Below are 24,473 nucleotides of genomic sequence, written 5' to 3' on the forward strand. Positions count from 1 at the left end.
CGCTCCCCGTCCCGTCCACCGTGCCCGCGCATACTGCGGGCATGGGGATGGCGGCGGGGCGCTGGAACAGGAGCGGTGGCGAAGTGGCGACGGCACGGGAAGACCGGACGGGCGCCGGGACGAGCCGGGACGGGGTCCGCGCTCCAGGCGTGCGGCCGCGTGGTCCCGGTACGGGCTCGGGTGGAGCGTCGGCGGAGGCGCGCGGGCCACGTGAGGGCGCGGCGGGGGACGCTTCCTCGCGCGGGCCACGTGAGGGCGCGGCGGGGGACGCTTCCGGGGCGTACGACGCCGTCGTGCTCGCCGGAGGCGGGGCGCGGCGCCTCGGGGGCGCGGACAAGCCGGGGCTGCGGCTCGGCGGCCGGACGCTCATCGACCGGGTGCTCGCGGCGTGCGCGGGAGCCCGTACGACCGTCGTCGTCGCGGCACCGCGTCCCGTCGCGCGGCCTGTCGTGTGGGCGCGCGAGGAGCCGCCGGGCGGCGGGCCGCTCGCCGCGCTCGACGCGGGGGTGGCCCACGTCACCACCGCGCGCCTGAGCCTGCTCTCCGCGGACCTTCCCTTCCTCACCCCCGCCGCCCTCGCCCGCCTGCACGCCGCGCTCGACGCGGACCCCGCGAAGGACGGCGCCCTCTACGTCGACACCGACGGCCGCGAGCAGTACCTCACCGCCGTCTACCGCACCGCTCCGCTGCGCGAGGGACTGGAACGCCTGCGGAGCGGACCGGAAAGTGCTGCCGGTGGACTGGCGAACGGGGACGGCGGGCAGGTGAGAACCGGTGGGCTGCCCCTGCGGCGGCTGCTCGGCCCGCTGGACCTCGTCCGGGTGCCCGATGAGGAGCGCGTCTCCTTCGACTGCGACACCTGGGAGGACCTCGCCGCCGCCCAGGACCGGATCAGGGAGCATGGCCACGTGCTGGATGAATGGATTACCGCGGTCAAGGCCGAACTCGGCATCACCCTCGACGTGGACGTACGTCTGCTGCTCGACCTCGCACGCGAAGCGGCGCATGGCGTCGACCGCCCGGCGGCGCCACTCACGACCTTCCTCGTCGGCTACGCGGCGGGCAAGGCCGAGGGCGGTCCCGAGGCCGTCGCCGAAGCGGCGCGCAAGGCGGAGGCTCTCGCCCAGCGGTGGGCGGCTGAGGCGAAGTGAGCGCCCCAGGCGGTACGAACCCGCGGCCCCCGCGGCCGGACCCGCAGCCGGACTCGCGCCCCGACCCGCAGCCGGACCCGGGAGCGGCCGAGGAGGCAGGGGTCGCCCCCGCCGGTTCCACCGCCTCCCCGGCGAACGCCGCCGACGCGATCGAGGCCGCCTACGACGCCGAGTTCGACCAGGCACTCGCCCTCGCCCGCGCCCACGCGTCGACACCCCACCCGCGCCCGGCTCCCGCCGGGAACGCCGGTCCCGCCACCGAGGAGGGCGACCCGGAGAAGCCCCGCGAGGCGTACGACTGGGCCGCCGCCTACGACGCGGAGGACGGAACCAGCGGGGCGGGAGCCGGGACCGGCGTCGCATGGACCGCGATCGAGGACGCGTGGACCGTGGACGGACCGGCGGCCGAGGCGGGGACGGACGACACCCCGACAAGGGGCGCGCGGCGCGAGGCCGGACCCGTACCGCCGCACGAGGCCGGCGCGTCTTGCGACGACACCTCGCGCCACCGTCCCGCTTCCTCCTCCCGCGCGCCGTCCGCCGCCGTGCGGACCTGGGAGGAGGCGCGCGAGGTGGCGCTCCGGGCGGCACGCGAGACGGTGGCGCGCACGGCTGCCCGACCCGTACCGCTCCTGCCGCTGGAGCAGGCACGCGGCCTCGCCCTCGCGGAACCGCTCACCGCCCTCACCGACCTCCCTTCCTTCGACACCTCCGCCATGGACGGATGGGCCGTCGCGGGACCGGGACCCTGGCGCCTGCTCCCCGGAGCGCGGGCGCTGGCGGGGCACCAGCTCACGGGCGCCTGGGAGCGTCTCGATGACGGGGCCGCCGTGCCCGTGGCGACAGGCGCACGGGTCCCCGCCGGGGCGACCGCCGTGCTCCGCAGCGAGCACGGTGAAATGGCGGCGGACGGCACGCGTCTGCACGCTCTCCGCCCGCTCGCGCAGGGCGAGGACATCCGCCCGCGCGGACAGGAGTGCCGCACGGGCGACGTCCTTGTCGATCAGGGCACGGTGGTGACCGCCCCGGTACTCGGACTCGCCGCCGCCGCCGGTTACGACGCCGTACGCGCCCACCCCCGCCCCACCGCGGAAGTCTTCGTCCTCGGCGACGAACTCCTCGGCCGGGGTATCCCCGCCGACGGCCTGATCCGTGACGCACTCGGCCCGATGCTCCCCGCCTGGCTCGAAGCGCTCGGCACCCGCGTCCTCGGCGTGCACCGCCTGCGCGACGAGGAGGACCGTCTCGCCGCAGCACTCGCAGCCTCGGAAGCGGACCTCGTCCTCACGACGGGCGGTACGGCGGCGGGCCCCGTCGACCATGTCCGCCCCGTCCTCTCCCGGCTCGGCGCCGACCTCCTCGTCGACGGCGTCGCGGTCCGGCCGGGGCACCCGATGTTGCTCGCGGCGACCGCGCCGGGCCAGCATCTCGTGGGCCTGCCGGGCAATCCGCTCGCGGCCGTCGCCGGACTGCTGACGCTCGCCGCCCCGCTGCTCGCCGTCCTCGCGGGCCGTGACGCACTTCCCCGTACCGTCCTGCCACTCGCCGAGAGAGCGGAGGGCCACCCTCGGGACACCCGGCTCCTGCCGGTCCGCGTTCATGGGGGGAAGCTGTGTCTCCTGCGCTACAACGGGCCCGCGATGTTGCGCGGAATCGCGAATGCCGACAGTCTCGCGGTCGTCCCTCCGGGCGGGGCCGAGGCCGGAACCACCGTGGAGGTGCTCGACCTACCACGAGTGGGCGGATGTTTCACGTGAAACATGGCCCAGATGGACGAGCGCGATGTTTCACGTGAAACATCGCGGTGCGGTGTGAAGGGTGATGTTTCACGTGAAACATCACCAGGGCCTTGATGGAGGATGCACGTGAAACTGCCCGGACAGGACGCGATCGCGCGTCAGGCGGGTGAGCAACTGGTCGCCACGCGCATCAAACTGCCGCGCCGCGTCGTCGAGCAGCCGTTCCGTCAGGTCGCCAAGCGCATCGCCATGGCGCTCGCGGTGCTCGTGGGCACCGCACTCCTGGTGTACGCGGGTCGCGACGGCTACGGGGACAACTCCGACCACAGGGTCGATCTGCTCGACGCCTTCTACTACGCCACCGTGACGCTCTCCACGACCGGGTACGGCGACATCGTGCCGGTGAGCGACACGGCGCGGCTGATCAATATCCTCGTCGTCACGCCCCTGCGCGTGCTCTTCCTGATCATCCTGGTCGGGACCACCTTGGAGGTCCTCACGGAAAGAACCCGTGAGGAATGGCGGCTGCACCGCTGGAGGAATGCCTTGAGGGACCACACCGTCGTCGTCGGCTTCGGCACGAAGGGACGCTCGGCGATCAAGACCGTCCTGACCGCGGGGTCTCTGACCCCGCAACAGGTCGTCGTCGTCGATCCCAGCGAGAAGGTGATCGAACTCGCCACGGCCGAGGGCTTCGCGGGTGTCGTGGGCGACGCCACGCGCAGCGACGTCCTGGCGCGCGCGGAGGTGAACAAGGCGCGGCAGATCATCATCGCCACCCAGCGCGATGACACCGCCGTCCTCGTGGCTCTGACGGCACGCCAGCTCAATCGGGGCGCGCACATCGTCGCGGCCGTGCGCGAGGAGGAGAACGCGCCGCTGCTGCGGCAGTCCGGCGCCGACGCGGTCATCACGAGCGCCAGCGCGGCGGGCCGCCTTCTCGGACTCTCGGTCCTCAGCCCGAGTGCCGGCACGGTGATGGAGGACCTCATCCAGCAGGGCACGGGCCTCGATCTTGTCGAACGACCGGTCATAAAGGCCGAGATCGGGCGCGGCCCGCGCGAGACGGACGACCTCGTGGTCAGCGTCGTGCGCGGCCACCGGGTCCTCGGCTACGACGACCCCGCGGTCGGCACCCTCCAGGCCACGGACCGCCTCATCACCATCGTCCGCGCAGGCCCGGACCCCCGTTCCGTCCGCGACACCCGACCGCTGCGAGGACACCCGGCCTGAGCGGGATGGACGGGCGGGAACCCAGCCGACGACCGGGGAGCGCTCGGCCGGGGCCGCCACCCGACCACGGGTCGCGGCGGCACGGACGGTCGCCTGCGGCGCGCTCGACAGGCAGCCGGACTGGTCGGCGGAGGAGGGACGGCCGGCTCCCTGCGGGACGCCCGACAGGCGGGCCGCCTGACCGGCGGGAGGCAAGGACGGGCGGGCACTGCGCGGGCGGGGGGCGGGGCAGCGGTGACGGTCGTGGGCTTCCGTTCGGCTTGACTGGTGCGGACGGGGGATCGGCTGCTCGGGGTCAGGGGCGTACGTGCTCGACCACCGGGCATGGCGCGGCCGTCGTCCGGTAGGGACTCCGGCCGCGCCCGGCCGGTGGTGCGGCGCTGGGCTGGTGGGCCGCGCGGTCCCGTCCGGGCGGACGTCGGCCCCGGCGTACGGAACGCCGGTGTACGGAACGCCGACGTACGGAAGGCCGACGTTCGGACGGGCCGCAGGCTCGGCGCGCGCGGGGGAGAGGCGTAGGCCCTGCGGAGACGGGTCGTCGCGGGGAGCGGTCGGCGGGTCCTCGGGGTGGGCCGGGACCGGCGAGTAGCCTCGCGAGCATGCATGCGATCACGATTTCCGAACCCGGTGGACCGGACGTGCTCCTCTGGTCCGAGGTCGAAGATCCCCGTCCGGCGCCCGGCGAGGTGTTGGTCGAGGTGGCGGCGAGCGCGGTGAACCGCGCCGACCTCCTCCAGCGCCAGGGCTTCTACGACCCGCCGCCCGGCGCGTCCCCGTACCCCGGCCTGGAGGTCTCCGGCCGGATCACCGAACTCGGCTCGGGCGTATCCGGCTGGGGCGTGGGCGACGAGGTCTGCGCGCTTCTCGGCGGCGGTGGCTACGCAGAGAAGGTCGCCGTACCGGCAGGCCAGCTCCTCCCGGTGCCCGCCGGTGTCGATCTGGTCGAGGCGGCGGCGCTGCCGGAGGTGGTGTGCACGGTCTGGTCGAACGTGTTCATGGTCGCCGGGCTGCGACCCGGGGAAACCCTTCTGGTGCACGGCGGTTCGAGCGGCATCGGGACGATGGCGATCCAGCTCGCCAAGGCGGTGGACGCGCGCGTCGCGGTGACGGCGGGCACGGCCGCGAAGCTGGAGCGCTGCCGCGAACTCGGGGCCGACATCCTCATCAACTACCGCGAGCAGGACTTCGTCGCCGAGTTGGGGAAGGCGACGGAGGGGCACGGCGCCGACGTGATCCTGGACAACATGGGCGCGAAGTACCTGGACCGCAACATCCAGGCACTGGCCACGAGCGGCCGCCTCGCGATCATCGGTATGCAGGGCGGGGTAAAGGGCGAACTGAACCTCGCCGCACTGATGAACAAGCGCGCCGCGGTCACCGCGACGTCTCTGCGCGCCCGTCCGGCGGCGGAGAAGGCCGCGGTGGTGGCGGCGGTACGCGAACACGTGTGGCCTCTCCTTTCCTCCGGTGCGGTCAAGCCGATCGTCGACCGCCGCGTTCCCATGAGCGAAGCGGCGACCGGACACCGTGTCCTCGACGAGAGCACCCATATCGGCAAGGTCCTGCTGACGACGGGCTGAACCCCGCGGGCGCGCGACCGTGGTGGGCCGGCCGGCACCCGCGAACCCCCGCGCGCCGGGAACTCGGTGTGCTCACAAGTCTGCTCCGCGATTCCGGCGCTTTGGGTGCGAAGAAGCTCAAAGCGCCGAATCTGTGGATAAGTTCGGTGAATTCGTTACGCCGCTCACTCTTCGGAGTGAGCGGCGTCGCGGGTTTCACGGAGTTATCCACAGATTTGGGGGGATGGGGGTGGGGGTGCTTGTGGGCCTGAAAGGATGGTTACAGGGGAGCCCCCCGGGTGGGTGGGGGTCTGTGTTGGGCCAGGCGCGCCGCCCGTGCGCCGTCGGCCCCCTGCCGTCCTGCTCCACGCCGATCTGGCACGAGGCCGATGTGCACGACGCCGCTTTGGCGCGCCGATCTGGCACGAGGCCGATCCGGCGCGGGACGGCTGGTGGACGGATGCCTGGTGCCTCGCGGGCGGAGTCCGGCTCTCCGAGTCCTGGTACGCGCGGAGGGCCGGCGGGCGGGCAGCACGCGCCCGGAACACCGGCGCGCGGCCGGTACACGCCCGGGCCCATCGGTGGGGGCAGTACGTGGCCGGACGACCAGTGCGGGGAAGGCCGCTCAGCATGCGCGCAGACCCACTGGCGCGTGGGCGGCACGTGCGGGCCCGCCGGTGGATGGGCGATCCGCGCCCGGCCGACTGGCGCTCGGTCAGCACGCGGGTCAACCCACTGCCGGGGGCAGTACCCACTCGGATAACCGGCGCCGGGCCAGGACAGGCGACACCAGCCCCGGCCAGCACACGCACACACCACCGACGTCCGGTCAGCACGCTCACGCCACCAGCGAGCGCGCCCACCCCAGCGGCGCCCAGTCAGCACCCTCACCCCACCGGCGCCCAGTCAGCTCGCACCGCACGCCACTCGCCCACCACCACGCCACCGGCGCTCGGCCAGCACACGTACGCGCTCACACCATCCGCCCCGGCCAGTACACGCGTCGACGACTCCAGACCAACGGTGCCCGCCCGGCACTACGCACCCGGACAGCACGCACTGCGTCCGCCCCCCCGTCACTCCCCCTCGTTCTCCATCTCCGTCCCGCCCCTGGCGCCTCCCGGTGCTCGCGCCATGCCCCCAGCTCCTCCCCCTCCCCACCCCTGCCCCTCTCCCCCTCTCACCTGTGCGCCCCCACGCTCCCGCTCGCCGGTCCGGGTGGGGCGTGTGAGGCTGGTCACGTGGAATGGGGCTTCGTGGGAGGGACGAGATGACCGCTGGGTTGCGTGCGGTGACGGCTCCCGCCGCGTTGGTGGTGTTTCTTGTGGTCCTTGTCCTGGTCCTTCTGCTGCCGGACGGGCTCGCGTATGCGACGGGGCGGGTTCCGCGTGAGGTCTCGCGTGGCAAGGCATCCCCTTCGCCCCTCCTCCCCTTCGTCCAGCTTCCCCGTCCCCTCACCGGCTACGGAGTGCCGCAGAGCCACATCTCCGCCTCCGCACCACCCCCCGAACACCCGGGCCCCTCCCGTAGCGGCACCCCTCGCTCATCCGCCCCGGCCCTCGCCCCCGACCCGAGCGGCACTGCCGGCCCGCGCGAGGCTCCCGCGCTTCCCGGCGCCGAACTCCTGGCCCCGTTCCCGGCCCTCCCCCTACCTCCCCTCCCCGCAGCCCCGGCCACCACCGCCTCCCCGCCCGGCCACCCGCCGCGTCCCGGGAGTTCCGGCCCCTCCGCTGCCACCGCCCCGCCCGGGGGCGGTGCGGCCGGACCAGGCGCGAGCGTTCCGCCCTCCCGTACGAAGGCGTCCCCCTCCCGTACGGGGCACGAAGCGCGGTCGACGGCGCCACGTCACCCCGCCGCCTCCTTCGCCGCTCCGGCTCCCCCGCCGGTACTCCCGCTCGCACCCTCGGCGGTGCCGCTATCCGGTCAGGCGCCCCTCACCCCACTCCCGAGGCCTCCCGCAGGGGCGCGTGAGACGGAGGAGGCTGCCGTCGAGGAGATGCCCCTCACCGAGGAGGTCCCCCGCACCGTGGGCCCGGGAGGTACGGGGTTCCTCACGGACGGGCGCAGCCGTCTCGTCCTGGGCGGCGGACTCATCTGCCTGGGCTGCGGTCTCGCGACCGCCCTCCTCGCCTTCCGCCTGCGCCGCGTCTGACGTTCCGCGCCGCGCTCGACGTCGCACGCCGCACGCCGCGCCTGAAGCCGTACGCCGTACGGGACGCCCGCGCTCCCCGTACGACGCCCGCACCCCCGTCCCGCCCCCGCCCGCCAGCCGCACGACGCGTCCCCCTCCGTCCCCCACCCCCCGCACGCCACGCCCCACCCCCCGTACGCCACACCGCCCCCCGCCCCCGTACGAGCACCACCCCCGCCTCCAGCCCACCGCCCCCGTACCGAAGCCCCGCCCCGCCCCCTCCCACTCCCCCCGTCCCCGACTGCCTTCAAGCAATCCCCGGCCGTGCGACAGAATGGGCGTATGGAGATCCCGAGGAACGAACGGTCGCAGGAGCAGCCGCAGGTCCTGGTCGTCGGGCAGGAGGGGATGGCGCTCGGCGGTGGGGGTGTGGATGACGAGTCGGGCGAGACCCCGATCACCGAGATGGTCGCCCAGCCCGCCAAGGTCATGCGGATCGGCAGCATGATCAAGCAGTTGCTGGAGGAGGTGCGGGCCGCGCCTCTCGACGAGGCGAGCCGGGCCCGGCTGCGGGAGATCCACGCCAGCTCGGTCAAGGAGCTGGAGGACGGGCTCGCCCCGGAGCTCGTGGAGGAGCTGGAGCGGATCTCGCTCCCCTTCACCGACGACGTCACGCCGAGCGATGCCGAGCTGCGGATCGCGCAGGCGCAGCTCGTGGGCTGGCTGGAAGGTCTCTTCCACGGCATCCAGACGACGCTCTTCGCCCAGCAGATGGCCGCCCGCGCCCAGCTGGAGCAGATGCGGCGGGCGCTGCCGCCCGGTAGCGGCGGGGACGAGAGCGACCTCGGCGGCGGCCGTACGGGCGGCCCCTACCTCTGACCAGGAGCGGGGACGCCGGGACCGTCAGTCACGACCCACCGGCGAAGCGAGGAAGGGCGGCGACCGGACGACAGACCTCCGGCGCCGCCCTTCGCCGTACGCGGCCACAACCCGTCCGCCCACCCCCGGCCAACAACCGACCGCCCCGCACCGGCACGCCCTCGCCCCGCACCGGCACGCCCTCGCCCCGCACCAACAAATCCCCCGCCCCCGAACAGCCCCCGCCTGACAGCCCCCCGCCTCAGGCCGGGTTCCCCGTCGAGACCCGCAGGGTGATCGACGGCTTGTCCTTCTTGTCGACCTCCTTGTTCGGATCGGGCTTCTGGCTGATCACCGTGCCGTCGCCGAAGGTGTTGTCGTCGACCCTCTCGACCGTCCACTTCCAGCCACCCGCGCTCAGGCACGCCTCCGCCGACTTCAGGTACTTGTACTGGACGTCCGGCACCATCACCTTGTCCGGGGCCCAGGACAGCGGCGTGCGGGTGACGCACTTGTCGGGGTCCAACGTCCGGTCCGTCTCGGGGCTGCGGTAGCCGGGCGGGTGCGCGCCGGACTCCTCGGCCACCGGCTTGCGATCGGGCTCGTCCTGCTTGTCATCGGGCCCGAACGCGATCCACAGCCCCCCGCCCACGAGGACGAGCGCGGCTACCGCGATCGTGAGGACCGTCCGCCGCCCCTTCTTCTTGGGCGTCGGGCCGCCCCCGCCCGTGCCCCCCGGCCCCGAGCCGCCCCCGTCGTGCGCGGCCCCCACCGCACCGGCCTGCGGATAGCCGTACGCGCCCGAGCCCTGCCCGTAGGAGGGCGCGCCGCCGTACGCGGCGCCCCCGTTCCCGTACGGCGGCGTCTGCCCGTACGGGTTCGGCGGCGGGCTCTGGTGGCCGCCCTGCGCCGAGCCGTACGCGGGCGGCGGCGTGCCGTACGCCTGCGGCCGCGGAGCCGGCGGAAAGCCCTGCTGCGGTACGGGCGGAAAAATCACCTGCCCCGCCTGCCCCGCCTGCCCGCTCACCCCCTGCCCAGCACCCGCACCCCCATGGCCACCCACACCCTCATGGCCATCCCCGCCCAAAGCGCCCCCCGCACCGCCCAGGCCCCCCGCACCGCCGATGCCCCCCGCACCCGCCGCCTTCCCCACACTCGGCGCCGCCCCCGCCAGCGCCCCCGCCACCCGCTCGCACTCCTCCCGCATCGCCTCCGCGTGCGGGAAGCGCTCGGCGGGGTTCTTGCGCAGGGCGCGGGCGATGAGCGCGTCGATCGCCGGGGGGAGCGCGCTGTTGAGCGTCGAGGGGACGGGCGGGGGCTCCTGGACGTGCGCGTAGGCGATCGCGAAGGGCGAGTCGGCGTCGAAGGGGAGCCGGCCGGTCAGCAGCTGGAAGAGCATGACGCCGACCGAGTAGATGTCGCTGCGCGCGTCCACGGGACGGCCCAGCGCCTGCTCGGGGGAGAGGTACTGCGGGGTGCCGACGACCATCCCGGTCTGCGTCATCGACGTGACACCGGACTGGATGGCGCGCGCGATGCCGAAGTCCATCACCTTCACGACGCCGCGCCGGTTCACCATGACGTTGCCCGGCTTGATGTCGCGGTGCACGAGCCCCATCTCGTGGCTCAGCTCCAGGGCCGCGAGCACGTCCCCGGTGATCTTCAGCGCGCGCTGCGCGGGCATCGCCCCGTGCGCCCGTACGTCCTGCTCGAAGAGCGTGCCGAGGGGCTCGCCCTCGATGTACTCCATGACGATGTACGGAGTCGTCGCACCGTCGAGCTGGTCCTCACCGGTGTCGAAGACCGAGACGATGTGCGGGTGGGCGAGCTTCGCGACCGCCTGGGCCTCGCGGCGGAAACGCTCGCGGAAGGCGGGTTCGCGGCCGAGGTCGGTGTGGAGGGTCTTGATCGCGACCCGGCGGTCGAGCGCGGAGTCGTACGCGAGGTGGACGGACGCCATGCCGCCGGCCCCGAGCAGTTCCTCCAGCCGGTACCGGCCGCCCGCCACGGTTTTCCCGGTGTACCGGTCGCGCGTCTCCTCGCCGTTCGCCGTGTCCCGGTCGCGCGCGTCGTCGTCCTGGCCCATGTCCCCCGCCATCCCCGGCCGTCCCGCCGTCCCCGCTGTCCCCGTGCCGCTCGGGGCGCGTCCCGGCCTCCCGGCCGTCCGTGTGTGCTCCGGCCGCGTGCGATGATCCTTGACCGGTCCCGGCCAAGTCTGCCCCAGGGCACGGGAAGGTCAAGCGAGGTGCCCGAGTCGTGACCGTACGCGGTACGAGGGCGGGACGGGCGTGACGCGGCGCACACCCGCGCGGCCAGGGAATATGCCCGGCCTGCCGCGTGGCGGGCCGGATGGCCGTTCCGTCCCGGACCGCGGGGCCCCCGTGAGGCTGTAGCGTGGCGATGGAGGACCGTAACAACCCCCGCACGGACCGCGGGACAGAAACGACGGCGAGGACCGATGGCACAGACGCAGCGCGCCCAGGGCCCGTCCGACCCGGAGGCGACTGGCGGCCCCCTGTCGGACGCCCCCGAGTCCTTCGGTAACGGAGGACTGGTCGGCGATGGCCGCTACCGGCTGACCCACCGGCTCGGACGGGGCGGCATGGCGGAGGTGTGGGCCGCCGAGGACGTACGCCTCGGCCGCACCGTCGCGGTCAAGCTGCTGCGCGCCGACCTCGCCGAAGACCCGGTCTCCAAGGCCCGGTTCACGCGCGAGGCGCAGTCCGTCGCCGGGCTCAACCACCACGCGGTCGTCGCGGTCTACGACTCGGGCGAGGACACGGTCGGCGGCAACGTCGTCCCGTACATCGTCATGGAGCTGGTCGAGGGCCGTACGATCCGTGAGCTGCTGCTCAGCGCGGAGGCGCCGACCGCCGACCAGGCCCTGATCATCGTCTCCGGCGTCCTCGACGCGCTCGCCTACTCGCACCAGCACGGCATCGTGCACCGCGACATCAAGCCGGCGAACGTCATCATCACGAACTCGGGCGCCGTCAAGGTCATGGACTTCGGCATCGCCCGCGCGCTGCACGGGGCGCAGTCCACGATGACGCAGACCGGCATGGTCATGGGCACCCCGCAGTACCTCTCCCCCGAGCAGGCGCTCGGCAAGGCCGTCGACCACCGCAGCGACCTCTACGCGACCGGCTGCCTCCTGTACGAACTCCTCGCCTCGCGTCCGCCGTTCACCGGCGAGACCCCGCTCTCGGTGGTCTACCAGCACGTGCAGGACCCGCCCGTGCCGCCCTCGCAGATGGCGGAGAACTGCCCGCCCGAGCTGGACGGGCTCGTCCTGCGCGCGCTCGCGAAGGAGCCGGACGACCGGTTCCAGAGCGCCGAGGAGATGAGCGGGCTCGTCCAGTACGCGCTGCAAATGCTCCACGAGCAGGGTGCGTTCACCGGCAGCTGGAACACCGGCCACGTGGACGTGGCCGCGTTCGGCACGCCCCAGGCGGGCCCCGCGACCATGCCTTTCGGCAGCGGCACGGCGCAGATCCCGCAGCAGCCGATGCTGCGTCCGCTCGGTGAGGACGACGGCGGGTACGAGGGCGGGGGCGGCCCCCGGCGCGGCGGCAGCCGGACGCGCCTCTACGTCATCGCCGCGCTCGCCGTCGTCGCGATCGTCGTCGGCGTCGCCGTCGCGATGAACAACTTCGGCAGCGGCACCTCCGGCGACACGGACAAGAAGCCGCAGCCCACCGTCTCGCAGACGGAGAAGAAGGAGAAGAAGAGCACCGAGCCCTCCGAGTCGGCCGAGGAGGACCAGGGCGGCGACACGGAGACCGGCAGCGGTACGGGCAGCGGCAACGGCTGGGGGCAGAACCAGCCGAGCGGCGGCGGGAACCAGCAGTCCCAGCCCACGCCGAGCATGACCGACGAGGCCCCCGGGGGCGGCGGCGACCCGCAGCCGAGCAATACCCAGGGCGGCGGGGGCACCGAAACCGGCGGCAGTGAGAACAGCCAGGACCCGGGCGGCGAGCAGTCCCAGCCGACCGATCCCGGCGACGACGGCGACCAGGGCGGCGGGGAGACCGGTGGTACGAACACCGGCAACCCCGGTGAGGGCGAGCCCACCACCGGGCAGCAGGGCTGAGCCGCACCCCCGACGACCGCGAGGGCCGGACCGATCCCCGATCGGACCGGCCCTTTCGCGATGTTTCACGTGAAACATCGCGAACCTCGCGCCACGGAAACACGGCCGATATGTCCGTTCCCCTCTCGCGACGGCAGTTTCACACACCTCCGCCCCCCGCGCAGCCGGTGCGCCGCCGGTCACATTGGCTCTTCCCGCGCCCCGGGTGCGCGGGTTAACGTGCCGGTGTTCCGGCCCCCTGCGAGGCTGTGACCAGGAATTGCGGGCGAAGCCCTTCCCGGCCTTCTCGATTTACTTGGAAATCCAAGCAAAATTGCAGGTCAGTGGGGGTTCGCGGAGTATTGCCGCACTGGGTAACGTGCATGTTGCAGGGGCTCACCGGGGCACTTGTCACGCCTGTTCCCGGCCGAGCCGCACCCACCCCGTGCGCGGGAGGGGAGCAGGCGCCTTCCCTCTCCGTCCCAGGAGACGGAGGGATACCCAGCTTCCGGCAGATCCCGGGAGCCGGACCGACGGAGGAACACACGTGACTGCCAAGAAGGCGCCGGCGCGAGCCGCGGCGCCCGCCCCGGCGAAGAGCGCCAGCCCGGCCAAGAGCGCCGCCAAGGCCCCCGCCCGCCGCGGCTCAGCGGCCAAGACGCCCACCTCAGCGGCCAAGACGCCCACCTCAGCGGCCAAGACGGCAGGCCCGGCGGCCAAGACGTCCGCCGCGACCCGCAAGGCCAAGGCGACCCCGGCGAAGACGGCCCCCGCCGCGGCCGCCCCCGCCACCTCTGCCGACGAGCCCGAGCTGGTCCAGCTCCTCACCCCGGAGGGCGTCCGCGTCCCCCATCCGGAGTACGACCGCTGGGTCGAGGACATCACGGCCGACGAGCTGCGCGGTTTCTACCGCGACATGGTCCTCACGCGCCGTTTCGACAGCGAGGCCACGAGCCTCCAGCGCCAGGGCGAGCTGGGCCTGTGGCCCTCGCTGCTCGGCCAGGAGGCCGCGCAGATCGGCTCGGGCCGCGCGCTGCGCCCCGACGACTACGTCTTCCCCACCTACCGCGAGCACGGCGTCGCCTGGTGCAGGGGCGTGGACCCGACCCTCCTCCTCGGCATGTTCCGCGGCGTGAACAACGGCGGCTGGGACCCCACGAGCAACAACTTCCACCTCTACACGATCGTGATCGGCTCCCAGGCCCTGCACGCGACCGGCTACGCGATGGGCATCGGCCTCGACGGGGCCGACTCGGCCGTCGTCGCGTACTTCGGTGACGGCGCCTCCAGCCAGGGCGACGTGGCCGAGGCGTTCACCTTCTCGGCCGTGTACAACGCGCCGACGCTGTTCTTCTGCCAGAACAACCAGTGGGCCATCTCCGAGCCCACCGAGCGCCAGACGCGCGTCCCGCTCTACCAGCGCGCCAGGGGCTACGGCTTCCCCGGCGTCCGCGTCGACGGCAACGACGTCCTCGCCGTCCTCGCCGTGACCCGTGCCGCGCTCGCGCACATCCGCTCCGGCCAGGGCCCGATGCTCGTCGAGGCGTTCACGTACCGCATGGGCGCCCACACGACCTCCGACGACCCCACCCGCTACCGCACGGACGACGAGCGGCAGGCGTGGGAGGCGAAGGACCCCATCGAGCGGCTGCGCGCCCACCTGCTCGCCGAGGGCCTCGCCGACGAGGCGTTCTTCGCCTCGCTCGAAGAGGAGAGCGAGGCGATGGGGCGCAACGTGCGCGAGGCGATCCGTGCCATGCCGGACCCCGACCGCCTGGCGATCTTCGAGAACGCCTACGCGGACGGAAGCTCCCTCGTGGACGAGGAGCGCGCGCAGTTCGAGGAGTACCAGGCGTCCTTCGCGGACGTCTCGGCCGGAGAGGGCGAGTGACCATGGCTGCGGAGAAACTGGCACTGGCGAAGGCGATCAACGCATCGCTGCGCACCGCCATGGAGAACGACCCCAAGGTCATCGTGATGGGGGAGGACGTCGGCAAGCTCGGCGGCGTCTTCCGCGTCACCGACGGCCTCCAGAAGGACTTCGGCGAGCGCCGCGTCATCGACACCCCGCTCGCCGAGTCCGGCATCGTCGGCACCGCGATCGGCCTCGCGCTGCGCGGCTACCGGCCCGTCGTGGAGATCCAGTTCGACGGCTTCGTCTTCCCCGCGTACGACCAGATCGTCACGCAGCTCGCGAAGATGCACGCCCGCGCGCTCGGCAAGATCAAGCTGCCCGTCGTCGTGCGCATCCCCTACGGCGGCGGCATCGGCGCGGTCGAGCACCACAGCGAGTCCCCCGAGACGCTGTTCTCGCACGTCGCGGGCCTCAAGGTCGTCTCGCCGTCGAACGCGTCGGACGCGTACTGGATGATGCAGCAGGCCATCCAGAGCGATGACCCGGTGATCTTCTTCGAGCCCAAGCGCCGCTACTGGGACCGCGCCGAGGTCGAGCGCGAGTCGATTCCGGGGCCGCTCCACAAGGCCCGCGTGGTGCGCGAGGGCACCGATGTCTCGCTCGTCGCGTACGGGCCGATGGTGAAGACGTGCCTGGAGGCCGCCGAGGCCGCCGCGACCGAGGGCAGGTCCGTCGAGGTCGTCGACCTGCGCTCGCTCTCGCCGATCGACTTCGACACCGTGCAGGCCACGACGGAGAAGACCGGGCGGCTCGTCATCGTGCACGAGGCCCCTGTCTTCCTCGGTACGGGTGCGGAGATCGCCGCGCGCATCACCGAGCGCTCCTTCTACCACCTGGAGGCCCCCGTCCTGCGGGTCGGCGGCTACCACGTGCCCTACCCGCCCGCCCGCCTGGAGGACGAGTACCTCCCGGGCCTGGACCGGGTGCTCGACGCCGTCGACCGCTCGCTCGCGTACTGAGACGGGGGGGAAGGAGCCATGACGACGATGACACGACAGACCACTGGGCTGCGCGAGTTCAAGATGCCCGACGTGGGCGAGGGGCTCACCGAGGCCGAGATCCTCGGCTGGTACGTCCAGCCCGGCGACACCGTGACCGACGGCCAGGTCGTGTGCGAGGTCGAGACGGCGAAGGCGGCCGTCGAACTGCCCATCCCGTTCGACGGCGTGGTCCGCGAACTGCGCTTCCCCGAGGGCACCACGGTTGATGTCGGCCAGGTGATCATCGTGGTGGACACGGGCGGCGGCGAAGGGGACGAAGGTACGGGGACGAGCGAGGCCGGTACGGAGCAGGCGGCCCCCGCCGAGGCGCCCGCAGCCCCCGCCGAGGCACCCGCGGCCCCCGAGGAGAAGGCGGCGGCCCGCCAGCCGGTCCTGGTCGGCTACGGCGTCGCCGAGTCCTCCACGAAGCGGCGCCCCCGCAAGGCGGCGCAGCCCGCGGAGGCGGTACGGGTCAACGGCAACGCCCGCCTCGAGCAGCCGCCCGCCGCACCCGAGCCGGCCCCCACCCCCGCGAGCGCCGAGTCCGCGGCCGCCCCGGCCCCCTCGTCCCGCCCTCTCGCCAAGCCCCCCGTCCGCAAGCTCGCGAAGGACCTCGGCGTCGACCTCGCCGCGGTCGTCCCGAGCGGCCCGGACGGCGTCATCACGCGCGAGGACGTGCACGCGGCGGCCACGCCCGTACAGGAGCCGGTGGAGCAGCCGGCACCGCAGGCCCCCGCCGACACGCCCGAAACGGCCCAGGCGGCCCAGCCCGCCCCCTCCGCGCGCGAGACCCGCGTCCCCATCAAGGGCGTCCGCAAGGCGACCGCGCAGGCCATGGTCGGCTCGGCCTTCACCGCGCCGCACGTCACCGAGTTCGTCACCGTCGACGTGACGCGCACGATGAAGCTCGTCGAGAAGCTCAAGGCCGACCCGGACATGGGCGGTCTGCGGGTCAACCCGCTGCTCCTCGTCGCCCGCGCCCTGCTCCTCGCGATCCGCCGCAACCCGGAGATCAACGCGGCGTGGGACGAGGAGAGTCAGGAGATCGTGGTCAAGCACTACGTGAACCTCGGCATCGCCGCCGCGACCCCGCGCGGCCTCGTCGTCCCGAACATCAAGGACGCGGACAGTCTCTCGCTCGCGGGGCTCTCCACCGCGCTCTCGGACCTCGTGGGCACCGCTCGCGAAGGGAAGACGAGCCCGGCGGCGATGCGCGGCGGCACGGTGACGATCACCAACGTCGGCGTCTTCGGCGTCGACACGGGCACGCCGATCCTCAACCCCGGCGAGTCCGCGATCCTCGCCGTCGGCGCCATCAAGCCGCAGCCGTGGGTGCACAAGGGCAAGGTGAGGGCGCGCCAGGTCACCACGCTCGCGCTCTCCTTCGACCACCGGCTCGTCGACGGCGAACTCGGCTCGAAGGTCCTCGCGGACATCGCGGCGGTCCTGGAGCAGCCCAAGCGGCTGCTGACCTGGGGCTGAGCGAGCACCGACCGCACGAAGCAGGGGCCCGGTCCGCACACGAGGTGCGGGCCGGGCCCCTGCGGCATTTCCCATGTTCCACGTGAAACATCAACGGGCCCACCGTCGGCGGATGTTTCACGTGAAACATCCGCTTCCCGAGGCGGCCTGCCGTCAGTCCTTCTGCGCGCCCTTGGGCAGCGTCTGAAGCTTCATCGTCTTCGCGCTGTTCGACTTGAAGGCGTAGTCCATGATCTTGGCGGCGTCCTCAAAGCGCTTGCTGTCGTTGAGGATCACGCCCGCGACGGTCTTCCCGTTGCGCGTCGCGGCGAAGACGAGGCAGGGGCCCGAGCCGCTCGCCGTGCCGGTCTTGATGCCGATCGCGCCCTTGTAGGAGCCGAGCAGCTTGTTGGTGTTGTACCAGGTGTACGTACGTGCCTTGCCGTTGCTCGCGGTCGCCTTCTGCTTCGTGCTCTTCGACTTGACCACCGTGCGGAAGGTCGAGCTCTTGAGCGCGTGCCGGGCGAGGAGCGAGGCGTCGCGCGGCGTCGTGTAGTTCTTGCTCTTCGTCGGGATGCCGTCGAAGGAGTCGTACGAGGTGTTCTTCATCTTCAGAGACTTCGCCTTGGCGTTCATCTTCGAGATGAAGTTGGCGGTACGCGCCGAGGCGGTCTTGCCGGTGCCGAAGGTGTCGGCGAGGGCGTACGCGGCATCGCAGCCGGAGGGCAGCAGCGTCGCGTAGAGCAGCTGACGCACCGTGACCTTGTCGCCGGTCCGCAGGTCGGCCGTGCTCGCGCCCTTCTTGACGACGTAGTCGCGGTACGCCTGCTTGATCGTGATCTTCTTGTCGAGATTGAGGCCCTTGGTGTCGAGGACGACGGCGGCCGTCATGACCTTCGTCGTGCTCGCCATCTGCCGCTTGGTGTCGGCGGCCTTGCTGTAGAGCGTCTTGCCCGAGGAGGTGTCGAGCAGGAAAGCGCCCTTGGCGCTCACCGAGGGCGCGGAGGCGGCCTGCGCCGTACCGACGAGCGGCGCGAGGAGGACGGCGCCGGCGGTGAGGGCGACGGTGGCGGTACGGCGCGGACTGAGACCGAGGTTCACACGATGCTCCGTAAGAGACGGGAGAAAAGAATTCGAGGGTGGCGCACAGCACACGCCTACCCCCTTCAGACACCGAGGCGACGTGTGGAGTTGCACGTACCAAAAGGGGAGTTGTGGGAGTTTCGCGTGCGACGACGAAGCGCCCGCCGCACCGAACCGTCGAACCGCCCCGCCGTACCGCCTGCCCCGCCCGCCGTACCGCCCCGCCGTATCGCCGTGACACCCGCCCTCTACTGTCGTGGGCATGATGTGGTGGGAGGGGCTGCTGATCGGGATCGCCGGGGTCTGGGCCGGGGCGATCAACACGGTGGTGGGCTCGGGGACGCTCGTGACGTTCCCGGTGCTTGTCGCGCTCGGCTATCCGCCGGTGACGGCGACGACGTCGAACGCGGTCGGCCTCATCACGGGGACGATCACGGGTGCGTACGGCTACCGTCACGAACTCGCCGGTCAGGGCCGCCGCGTGGCGCGACTCGCCGTCGCCTCCTTCTTCGGCGCGATCGGCGGCACGGTGCTGCTGCTCTCGCTCCCGAAGGACGCCTTCGAGGTCATCGTCCCGGTCCTCGTCGGCATGTCGGTCCTGCTCGTGGCCCTCCAGCCGCTCGCGACACGGCGTTTGAGGGAACGCAAGGCGGCGAAGGCGGGAGCGACGGCTACGCGACCGGCGACGGACGCCCCGGCCACCCCGACGGCCATCCCGACCGACGCCCCGGCCACCTCGACCGAGCCCCGGCAGCCCCCTTCACTCCGCTCCTCTACGTCCTGATCTTCCTCATCGGCGTCTACGGCGGCTACTTCACCGCGGCCCAGGGCATCATGCTCGTCGGCGTGATGGGTCTGCTCCTCATGGACCCGCTCCAGCGGATCAACGCCTTCAAGAACGTCCTCTCCGCCGTTGTGAACCTCGTCGCCGGGATCATCTACGCGGTCGTGGCCCCCGTGGACTGGGCGGTCATCGCGATCCTCGCGGTCGGTTCGATCCTCGGCGGCTTCCTCGGCGCGCGCATCGGCCGCCGCCTCTCTCCCACCGTCCTGCGGGCCACGGTCATCGTGATCGGCGTGGCAGCGGTGGTCCGGCTGCTCGTCTGACCCCCGAAAAGCCGGGCCGAGAAGGGTCCGGGCAGGAGGAAGGCCGGGCGCCCACGGGGGAGAGAGACACCCGGCCTTCCGTACCGGAGGGGTGCGGCGCCCGGTCCTACGGGAATCGGTGGCCTTTCGGCCGTACCGCCCCTGCCCGGCGCTTGTGCACCCGTTTGTCCACCTTAACGCGTCGGCTCACATGCCGTGCACGGCGGGGACGCTGCCGAGCCGGCCGGCCCGGAAGTCCTCGAAGGCCTGCTGGAGCTCTTCGCGGGTGTTCATGACGAACGGCCCGTACTGCGCCATCGGTTCGCGGATCGGCTGCCCGCCGAGGAGCAGTACCTCCAGGTCGGGCGTGTGGCTGTCCTGGGACTCGTCGGCCCGTACGGTCAAGGAGCCGCCCGCGCCGAAGACGGCGGCCTGGCCGGTGTGCACGGGGCGTCGCTCGGCGCCGACGGTGCCGCGACCGGCGAGCACGTACGCGAGGCCGTTGAAGTCCTCGCGCCACGGCAGCGTCGCCTCCGCACCGGGCCGCACCGTCGCGTGGACGAGGCTTATCGGCGTGTGCGTGATGCCGGGGCCGTCGTGGCCGTCCAGCTCACCGGCGATGACGCGGAGCAGCGCGCCGCCGTCCGGCGTGGTGAGGAGCTTGACCTGCCCGCCGCGGATGTCCTGGTAGCCGGGGTCCTTCATCTTGTCCTTCGCGGGCAGGTTCACCCACAGCTGGATGCCGTGGAAGATGCCGCCGCTCATGACGAGCTGCTCCGGCGGGGCCTCGATGTGCAGCAGGCCCGAACCGGCGGTCATCCACTGCGTGTCGCCGTTGGTGATCGTGCCGCCGCCACCGTTGGAGTCCTGGTGGATGAAGGTTCCGTCGATGATGTACGTGACGGTCTCGAAGCCGCGGTGCGGGTGCCACGGCGTGCCCTTGGCCTCGCCGACGCCGTACTCCACCTCGCCCATCTGGTCCATCATGATGAACGGGTCGAGGTGCCGGTAGTCGATCCCGGCGAAGGCCCGGCGCACCGGGAAGCCCTCCCCCTCGAAGCCGCTCGGCGCGGTCGTCACCCCGAGCACGGGACGGGCCTGCGCCTCGGCGGGCACGGTCACCCTCGGCAGGGTCAGCGGGTTCTCCACGGTCACGGCGGGCATGGCGGTCTCCTTCTCGTCCGCGGGGTGCACGGATCGACTCGTCCGAGCCGTTGAAACTCGAACTTTCTGAGCCGAGATTAGTTGAATCTCGAACTTCCCGCCAGGAGGAACCGCGAACGGCGACGTGACATTCCCCGCACACGGCCCCTGCCCGGCCAGATCGCCTCCGGCTGCTCACCCGCAGCCGCTCACCTCCGGCCGCTCACCCGCTCGCCCCCGCTCGGACGCTCGCCATCCAGCCCCGCCACCCCGCCGCTCACCAGCTCGCGGGCAGCCGCACAGGGCTGCGCGTGATCGAGCCGTGCCGCCACTCGACCTCCTCGGCTTCGACGGCGAGCCGCAGCCTCGGCAGCCGGACGGCGAGCCGGTGCAGGCCGAGTTGCAGCTCGGCCCGCGCGAGCCACGTACCCACGCAGTAGTGCCGCCCCGCGCCGAAGGCGAGCGTGGGCCGGGGCAGGGGGGCGAACAGCGCCTCCGGGTCGTGGAGGTCGCCGGGGAAGGCGGCCGGATCGTGGTGGGCGGCGAGGCGGTCCGTCGAGACGAGCGCGCCCGCCGGGATCGTGACCCCGCCGACACCGATGTCCGCGCCCGCGGTGACGAGGTGACCGGCCCCCTCGGCGGGATCACCGATGGGGATCAGGTGCAGCAGGCGCTCCACGAGCGCGGCGGCGGCCTCCTCGCCCGTCCGCAGCCGTTGCCAGGCGACGGGCTGCTCGGTCAGGAGGTAGAGGAGGGAGTTGCCGAGCATGGTCATGGTCGTGTCGTGACCGCCGATGATCATCGTGGAGATGAGGTTGACCAACGCGGACTCCGGAATGCCGCCTTCTCCCTGAGCGGCCACGACGACCGAGCTGACGAGATCGTCACCGGGCGCCTCCCGGCGTGCGGCGAGCAGTCCCCCGGCGAACTCGGCCAGTTCGGTGCGCGCCCGGGCGCCCTCCTCGGGAGCGGCGCTGGCGCCCGCCATGGCGTGCTGCGACCAGTGGAAGATCGTCTCGAAGGGCACGTCCTCCACGGCGAGCAGCCGGTGCATCACCAGCGAGGGCAACGGCATGGCGTAGTCCCTGACGAGGTCGCCGGGCGGCCCCTGCTTGACGAGCCCGTCGAGCAACTGCTCGATGACGTCCGCGACCCAGGGCCGCAGGTGCGCGACCGCGCGCGGCGTGAAGGCCCGCCCGACGGCGCGCCGCAGCCTCAGGTGGGCGCCGCCGTCCTGCCGCCCGATCGCCTCCCGGCTCTTGAGCACACTGGGGCTGTCACCGACGGGCGGTGCCCCGGGCGCCTGGACGGGCGCGCGCCCGAAGCGCTGATCGTTGAGGACCTGGTGCACGTCGTCGTACCGCGTGACGAGCCACACCGGGGTCCCGTCCGGCAGTTCGACGAGCCGGGGCGGACCGGTCTCCTGCCCGGTGATCCTGTGCAAGGGGACGGTGCGGAGAGTGGACACGGCGTTCCTCCTGGATACGGCAGTCCTGTCGGCCCGGATCACCCCGGGCGGACCCTGCCCGGACCAACGACGTGACGTCTGCCCAGGTCACCGCACCTTCGCGCCGAGCCGCCCCGGCCCCGCCACCGCCTCAGGCCGGCTGTTCGCTCGGCCGTGCGGGTACGCACGCGCCCGGGTGGTCCTCGTACAGCCCGCACCGCAGCGCGCCCGCCCAGTGCGGGCACGGCGGCGCGACCCGTACGCGCCACACCGGCACGGCCGCCCCGAACGTCCCCCATACGTGCCCCGCCTCCCCGCTCAGCTCGCGCACGATCCCCTGGTGCTCGTACGTGAGGTGCGGGGCGAGCGCGCACCGGACCCGGGCGCGGGGCGCGCTGCCCGGCCTGCGCGTCACGTCCATGGCCAACTCGGCCACGATCTGCGTCACTTGCCCGGCCGCCTCACAGCGCGGCACGTCCGGCGATGGCTGGTTCATGGGGATACCTGCGTTCTCTGCGGGGGCGGCGGTCAGTTCGTACCAGGAGCCGCCCTGGTCCTGGAATCTGCGCGTGTACGGGTGCCCCTGGGCCAGCAACAGCCGCACGGACCGCGCCTGTTCGGCGCACTCGGCCCACTCCCGCATCGCGGTCGGTGCGTCCCACGCCTGTGCGTACGCGGGACGTACGAGGCCGGGCGCCGCCGCCCACCGCGTACGGGGCCCGGGGTCGAGCCGCACCGCGAGCCGCAACGCCTCCCCGCGCAGCCACGCGGCGGCGTCCTCGGGCGTCCCGACCCGCGCCCGCCCGAGCAGTACGGCGCGGTGGGCGTCGCCGCCGAGCGAGACGACGATCACCGGGCGCTCCGATGACGCGGGTGACGAGCCCTCAGTACGCGGCAGTCGACGGCCCGGGAGAAATCCCCCCGCGCCTCGGCCTCCCGCTCCTCGCGGGCGAGTTGGGTACAGACGACGCAGTGAGTGGCCCTCGGGTGAGGGGTTTCCTGAGGCATGGCAATAGCTTGCGCCCGGGGAAGCTATGCAAGTAGATATCTACCGATTCCACCTTGGCGATTGCGATTCCAGGTGGTGGGGCACTGATTCAACTCACAGCTCAGAGAGGGGTGTTAGAACGAGTGACCGATCTCGGGGAAGGCGCCGCCGAACGCACGCACGGCATTTGGGCGTTCAGGGTCGACGTGCAGAAGCTGCGCAAACGCCTGGGGCTTACTCAGCGGGCATTTGCCAAAGTGCTCCACTACTCGCAAGCGCAGGTGGCAAAGGTGGAAGCGGGCAAGGCGCCGCCTACGCTCGCGTTCGCGGCGGCCATGGACGAGGTAGCCAATACGGGTGAGGTCTACCAGGACATCCTGAGGAGGATGCTTAGGGAGGCGGCGTTGCCGGAGTGGTTCGGGCCGTACTTCGACCTGGAACAACGGGCCAAGGTAATAACCGACTACTCCGCGATTTTCTGCAAGGGCATTCTCCAGACGCCGGAGTACGCCGAAGCAGTTGTCCGAGCGGCCCAGCCACGTGAGGCGAATGAGCAGATTCGCGAGCTTGTGGAGATGCGCATGAAGCGCGCTGACGTGCTCTACCGCTCCGATCCGCCTCAACTGTGGTCGGCGATCCACGAGGGCGTGCTGCGCACGCAAGTAGGCGGTGAAGCGGTGATGCGCGGGCAGATCGAGAACCTGCTTGCCCTTGGTCGGCTTCCGCACGTGACCTTGCAGGTACTGCCCTTCTCCGCAGGTGCGTCCCCTAGTCACGTGTCTTTTACGATGCTTGCGGTAGAGGGGGCATCTCCAAACGCGGTCTACTCCGAAACCGCCTTGGGTGGACAGGTGGACTACAGCCCCGCAGCCGTAGCGTTCGCGTCCACGACTTGTGACCGTCTGCGTATGGCCGCTGCCAATGAGCAGGACTCGGCGGAAATCCTCCGCTCGATCGCAAAGGGAGCATGATTCATGACACCGGTACGGCCTCGCCAGTGGACGAAGTCCAGCTACAGCGGCGGCAACGGCGGGGACTGCGTGGAGGTGGCTGTGGGTGAGGGCGCCGTGCCGGTTCGGGACAGCAAGCGCGCCGACGATAGCCCGGTCATCAACTTCGGCCGCTCGGCCTTCGCCGCCTTCCTCGGTGCGGTCCGCGAAGGCTGATCCCGGAACCGCGAACGAGCCCGCCGCCTCGGCATCAGGGGTGGCGGGCTTCGTCGTACCGAACCGTGGGAAGCCCCGTAAAGCAACCCAGCCTGAGGAGGCCCGACATGACCCGCACATGGATCAAGTCCAACTACAGCGGCGGCAACAGCGGTAACTGCGTCGAGTTGGCCGCGTCCGAACCCACCATCCCCGTCCGCGACAGCAAAACCGCCGCCGACGATGGCCCGGTGGTCGAGTTCAGCCGTCCCGCCTTCCTCCGCTTCCTGAGGGCGGTCGGTCCGCAGGAAGCGACGCCGCGCGGGGAGTGACCGCCGGGCAGGGCACACGCGCGCAAGTCGGCGGCCCGGCACGCCCGTTCCGCGGACGCTCCGGGGGCGTCGTCCGGAAGGCGCCCCGGTCGCGCCGACACCTGACCTCGCCCCCCGTAAGCCCCCGACCTGCGGCGCCGAGCCGCCGTC

The 24,473-nt window shown here is 72.4% G+C and carries 18 protein-coding genes and 1 pseudogene; 14 read left to right on the plus strand and 5 right to left on the minus strand.

Annotation, left to right across the window (positions count from 1 at the left end; translation table 11 throughout):
• Window positions 1-293: 293 nt before the first annotated feature.
• From ACIP4O_RS26680 to ACIP4O_RS26705, 6 genes are all read left to right on the plus strand, one after another.
• The gene (locus ACIP4O_RS26680) at window positions 294-1,151 is read left to right on the plus strand and encodes a DUF6457 domain-containing protein (protein ID WP_401578235.1); all 858 of its coding nucleotides are present in this window, start codon (window positions 294-296) and stop codon (window positions 1,149-1,151) included.
• Window positions 1,148-2,908 carry a molybdopterin molybdotransferase MoeA gene (locus ACIP4O_RS26685; RefSeq protein WP_401578237.1) on the plus strand — a complete coding sequence of 587 codons (1,761 nt, stop codon included), beginning with the start codon at window positions 1,148-1,150 and terminating at the stop codon, window positions 2,906-2,908. The genes ACIP4O_RS26680 and ACIP4O_RS26685 overlap by 4 nt, the downstream gene beginning before the upstream one ends.
• 102 nt (window positions 2,909-3,010) lie before the next feature.
• Window positions 3,011-4,123 (plus strand): potassium channel family protein, encoded by a 1,113-nt coding sequence (locus ACIP4O_RS26690; protein WP_401578239.1) that lies wholly within the window; start codon window positions 3,011-3,013, stop codon window positions 4,121-4,123.
• 599 nt (window positions 4,124-4,722) lie between these two features.
• A complete protein-coding gene (locus ACIP4O_RS26695; protein ID WP_401578241.1) occupies window positions 4,723-5,703 on the plus strand; it encodes an NAD(P)H-quinone oxidoreductase in 981 nt (326 codons plus the stop codon).
• Window positions 5,704-7,678: 1,975 nt separating this feature from the next.
• The gene (locus ACIP4O_RS26700; protein ID WP_401578243.1) at window positions 7,679-7,834 is read left to right on the plus strand and encodes a hypothetical protein; all 156 of its coding nucleotides are present in this window, start codon (window positions 7,679-7,681) and stop codon (window positions 7,832-7,834) included.
• Between the two features lie 321 nt (window positions 7,835-8,155).
• On the plus strand, window positions 8,156-8,692 hold the full coding sequence (locus tag ACIP4O_RS26705) for a bacterial proteasome activator family protein (RefSeq protein ID WP_401578245.1): 537 nt from the start codon (window positions 8,156-8,158) through the stop codon (window positions 8,690-8,692).
• A gap of 241 nt (window positions 8,693-8,933) precedes the next feature.
• Here the strand turns inward: ACIP4O_RS26705 and ACIP4O_RS26710 are convergent, their stop codons facing one another.
• Window positions 8,934-10,757, minus strand: a complete 1,824-nt coding sequence (locus tag ACIP4O_RS26710; protein WP_401578247.1) for a protein kinase — start codon at window positions 10,755-10,757, stop codon at window positions 8,934-8,936.
• Between the two features lie 372 nt (window positions 10,758-11,129).
• Between ACIP4O_RS26710 and ACIP4O_RS26715 the strand changes: the two genes are divergently transcribed.
• From ACIP4O_RS26715 to ACIP4O_RS26730, 4 genes are all read left to right on the plus strand, one after another.
• Window positions 11,130-12,764, plus strand: coding sequence for a protein kinase (locus ACIP4O_RS26715; RefSeq protein ID WP_401578249.1), 1,635 nt, complete (start codon window positions 11,130-11,132; stop codon window positions 12,762-12,764).
• A 526-nt stretch (window positions 12,765-13,290) separates the two neighbouring features.
• Complete coding sequence (gene pdhA, locus ACIP4O_RS26720; protein ID WP_401578251.1) at window positions 13,291-14,634, plus strand: pyruvate dehydrogenase (acetyl-transferring) E1 component subunit alpha; 1,344 nt, start codon at window positions 13,291-13,293, stop codon at window positions 14,632-14,634.
• 2 nt (window positions 14,635-14,636) lie between these two features.
• Window positions 14,637-15,617 carry an alpha-ketoacid dehydrogenase subunit beta gene (locus ACIP4O_RS26725; RefSeq protein WP_401578253.1) on the plus strand — a complete coding sequence of 327 codons (981 nt, stop codon included), beginning with the start codon at window positions 14,637-14,639 and terminating at the stop codon, window positions 15,615-15,617.
• Between the two features lie 18 nt (window positions 15,618-15,635).
• Window positions 15,636-17,120, plus strand: a complete 1,485-nt coding sequence (locus tag ACIP4O_RS26730; RefSeq protein WP_401578255.1) for a dihydrolipoamide acetyltransferase family protein — start codon at window positions 15,636-15,638, stop codon at window positions 17,118-17,120.
• A 153-nt stretch (window positions 17,121-17,273) separates the two neighbouring features.
• Here the strand turns inward: ACIP4O_RS26730 and ACIP4O_RS26735 are convergent, their stop codons facing one another.
• Window positions 17,274-18,200 carry a serine hydrolase gene (locus tag ACIP4O_RS26735; RefSeq protein WP_361332625.1) on the minus strand — a complete coding sequence of 309 codons (927 nt, stop codon included), beginning with the start codon at window positions 18,198-18,200 and terminating at the stop codon, window positions 17,274-17,276.
• Window positions 18,201-18,444: 244 nt separating this feature from the next.
• Here ACIP4O_RS26735 and ACIP4O_RS26740 point away from each other — a divergent pair.
• Window positions 18,445-19,289, plus strand: a pseudogene (locus tag ACIP4O_RS26740) (sulfite exporter TauE/SafE family protein).
• 186 nt (window positions 19,290-19,475) lie between these two features.
• On the opposite strand, the gene ACIP4O_RS26745 reads toward ACIP4O_RS26740, so the two are convergent.
• From ACIP4O_RS26745 to ACIP4O_RS26755, 3 genes are all read right to left on the minus strand, one after another.
• The gene (locus ACIP4O_RS26745) at window positions 19,476-20,432 is read right to left on the minus strand and encodes a pirin family protein (protein ID WP_401578257.1); all 957 of its coding nucleotides are present in this window, start codon (window positions 20,430-20,432) and stop codon (window positions 19,476-19,478) included.
• A 256-nt stretch (window positions 20,433-20,688) separates the two neighbouring features.
• The gene (locus tag ACIP4O_RS26750; protein ID WP_401578259.1) at window positions 20,689-21,879 is read right to left on the minus strand and encodes a cytochrome P450; all 1,191 of its coding nucleotides are present in this window, start codon (window positions 21,877-21,879) and stop codon (window positions 20,689-20,691) included.
• 130 nt (window positions 21,880-22,009) lie between these two features.
• Window positions 22,010-22,711, minus strand: coding sequence for a formylmethionine deformylase (locus ACIP4O_RS26755; protein WP_401578261.1), 702 nt, complete (start codon window positions 22,709-22,711; stop codon window positions 22,010-22,012).
• 278 nt (window positions 22,712-22,989) lie between these two features.
• Here ACIP4O_RS26755 and ACIP4O_RS26760 point away from each other — a divergent pair, with 278 nt between their 5' ends.
• From ACIP4O_RS26760 to ACIP4O_RS26770, 3 genes are all read left to right on the plus strand, one after another.
• Window positions 22,990-23,817 carry a helix-turn-helix transcriptional regulator gene (locus tag ACIP4O_RS26760; protein WP_401578263.1) on the plus strand — a complete coding sequence of 276 codons (828 nt, stop codon included), beginning with the start codon at window positions 22,990-22,992 and terminating at the stop codon, window positions 23,815-23,817.
• Between the two features lie 3 nt (window positions 23,818-23,820).
• The gene (locus ACIP4O_RS26765; RefSeq protein WP_401578265.1) at window positions 23,821-24,012 is read left to right on the plus strand and encodes a DUF397 domain-containing protein; all 192 of its coding nucleotides are present in this window, start codon (window positions 23,821-23,823) and stop codon (window positions 24,010-24,012) included.
• 107 nt (window positions 24,013-24,119) lie between these two features.
• A complete protein-coding gene (locus tag ACIP4O_RS26770) occupies window positions 24,120-24,323 on the plus strand; it encodes a DUF397 domain-containing protein (RefSeq protein ID WP_401578267.1) in 204 nt (67 codons plus the stop codon).
• The last annotated feature ends 150 nt before the right edge of the window (window positions 24,324-24,473 follow it).

This window comes from Streptomyces sp. NPDC088923, assembly GCF_044749745.1.
In the GTDB taxonomy this organism is placed as follows: Bacteria; Actinomycetota; Actinomycetes; order Streptomycetales; family Streptomycetaceae; genus Streptomyces.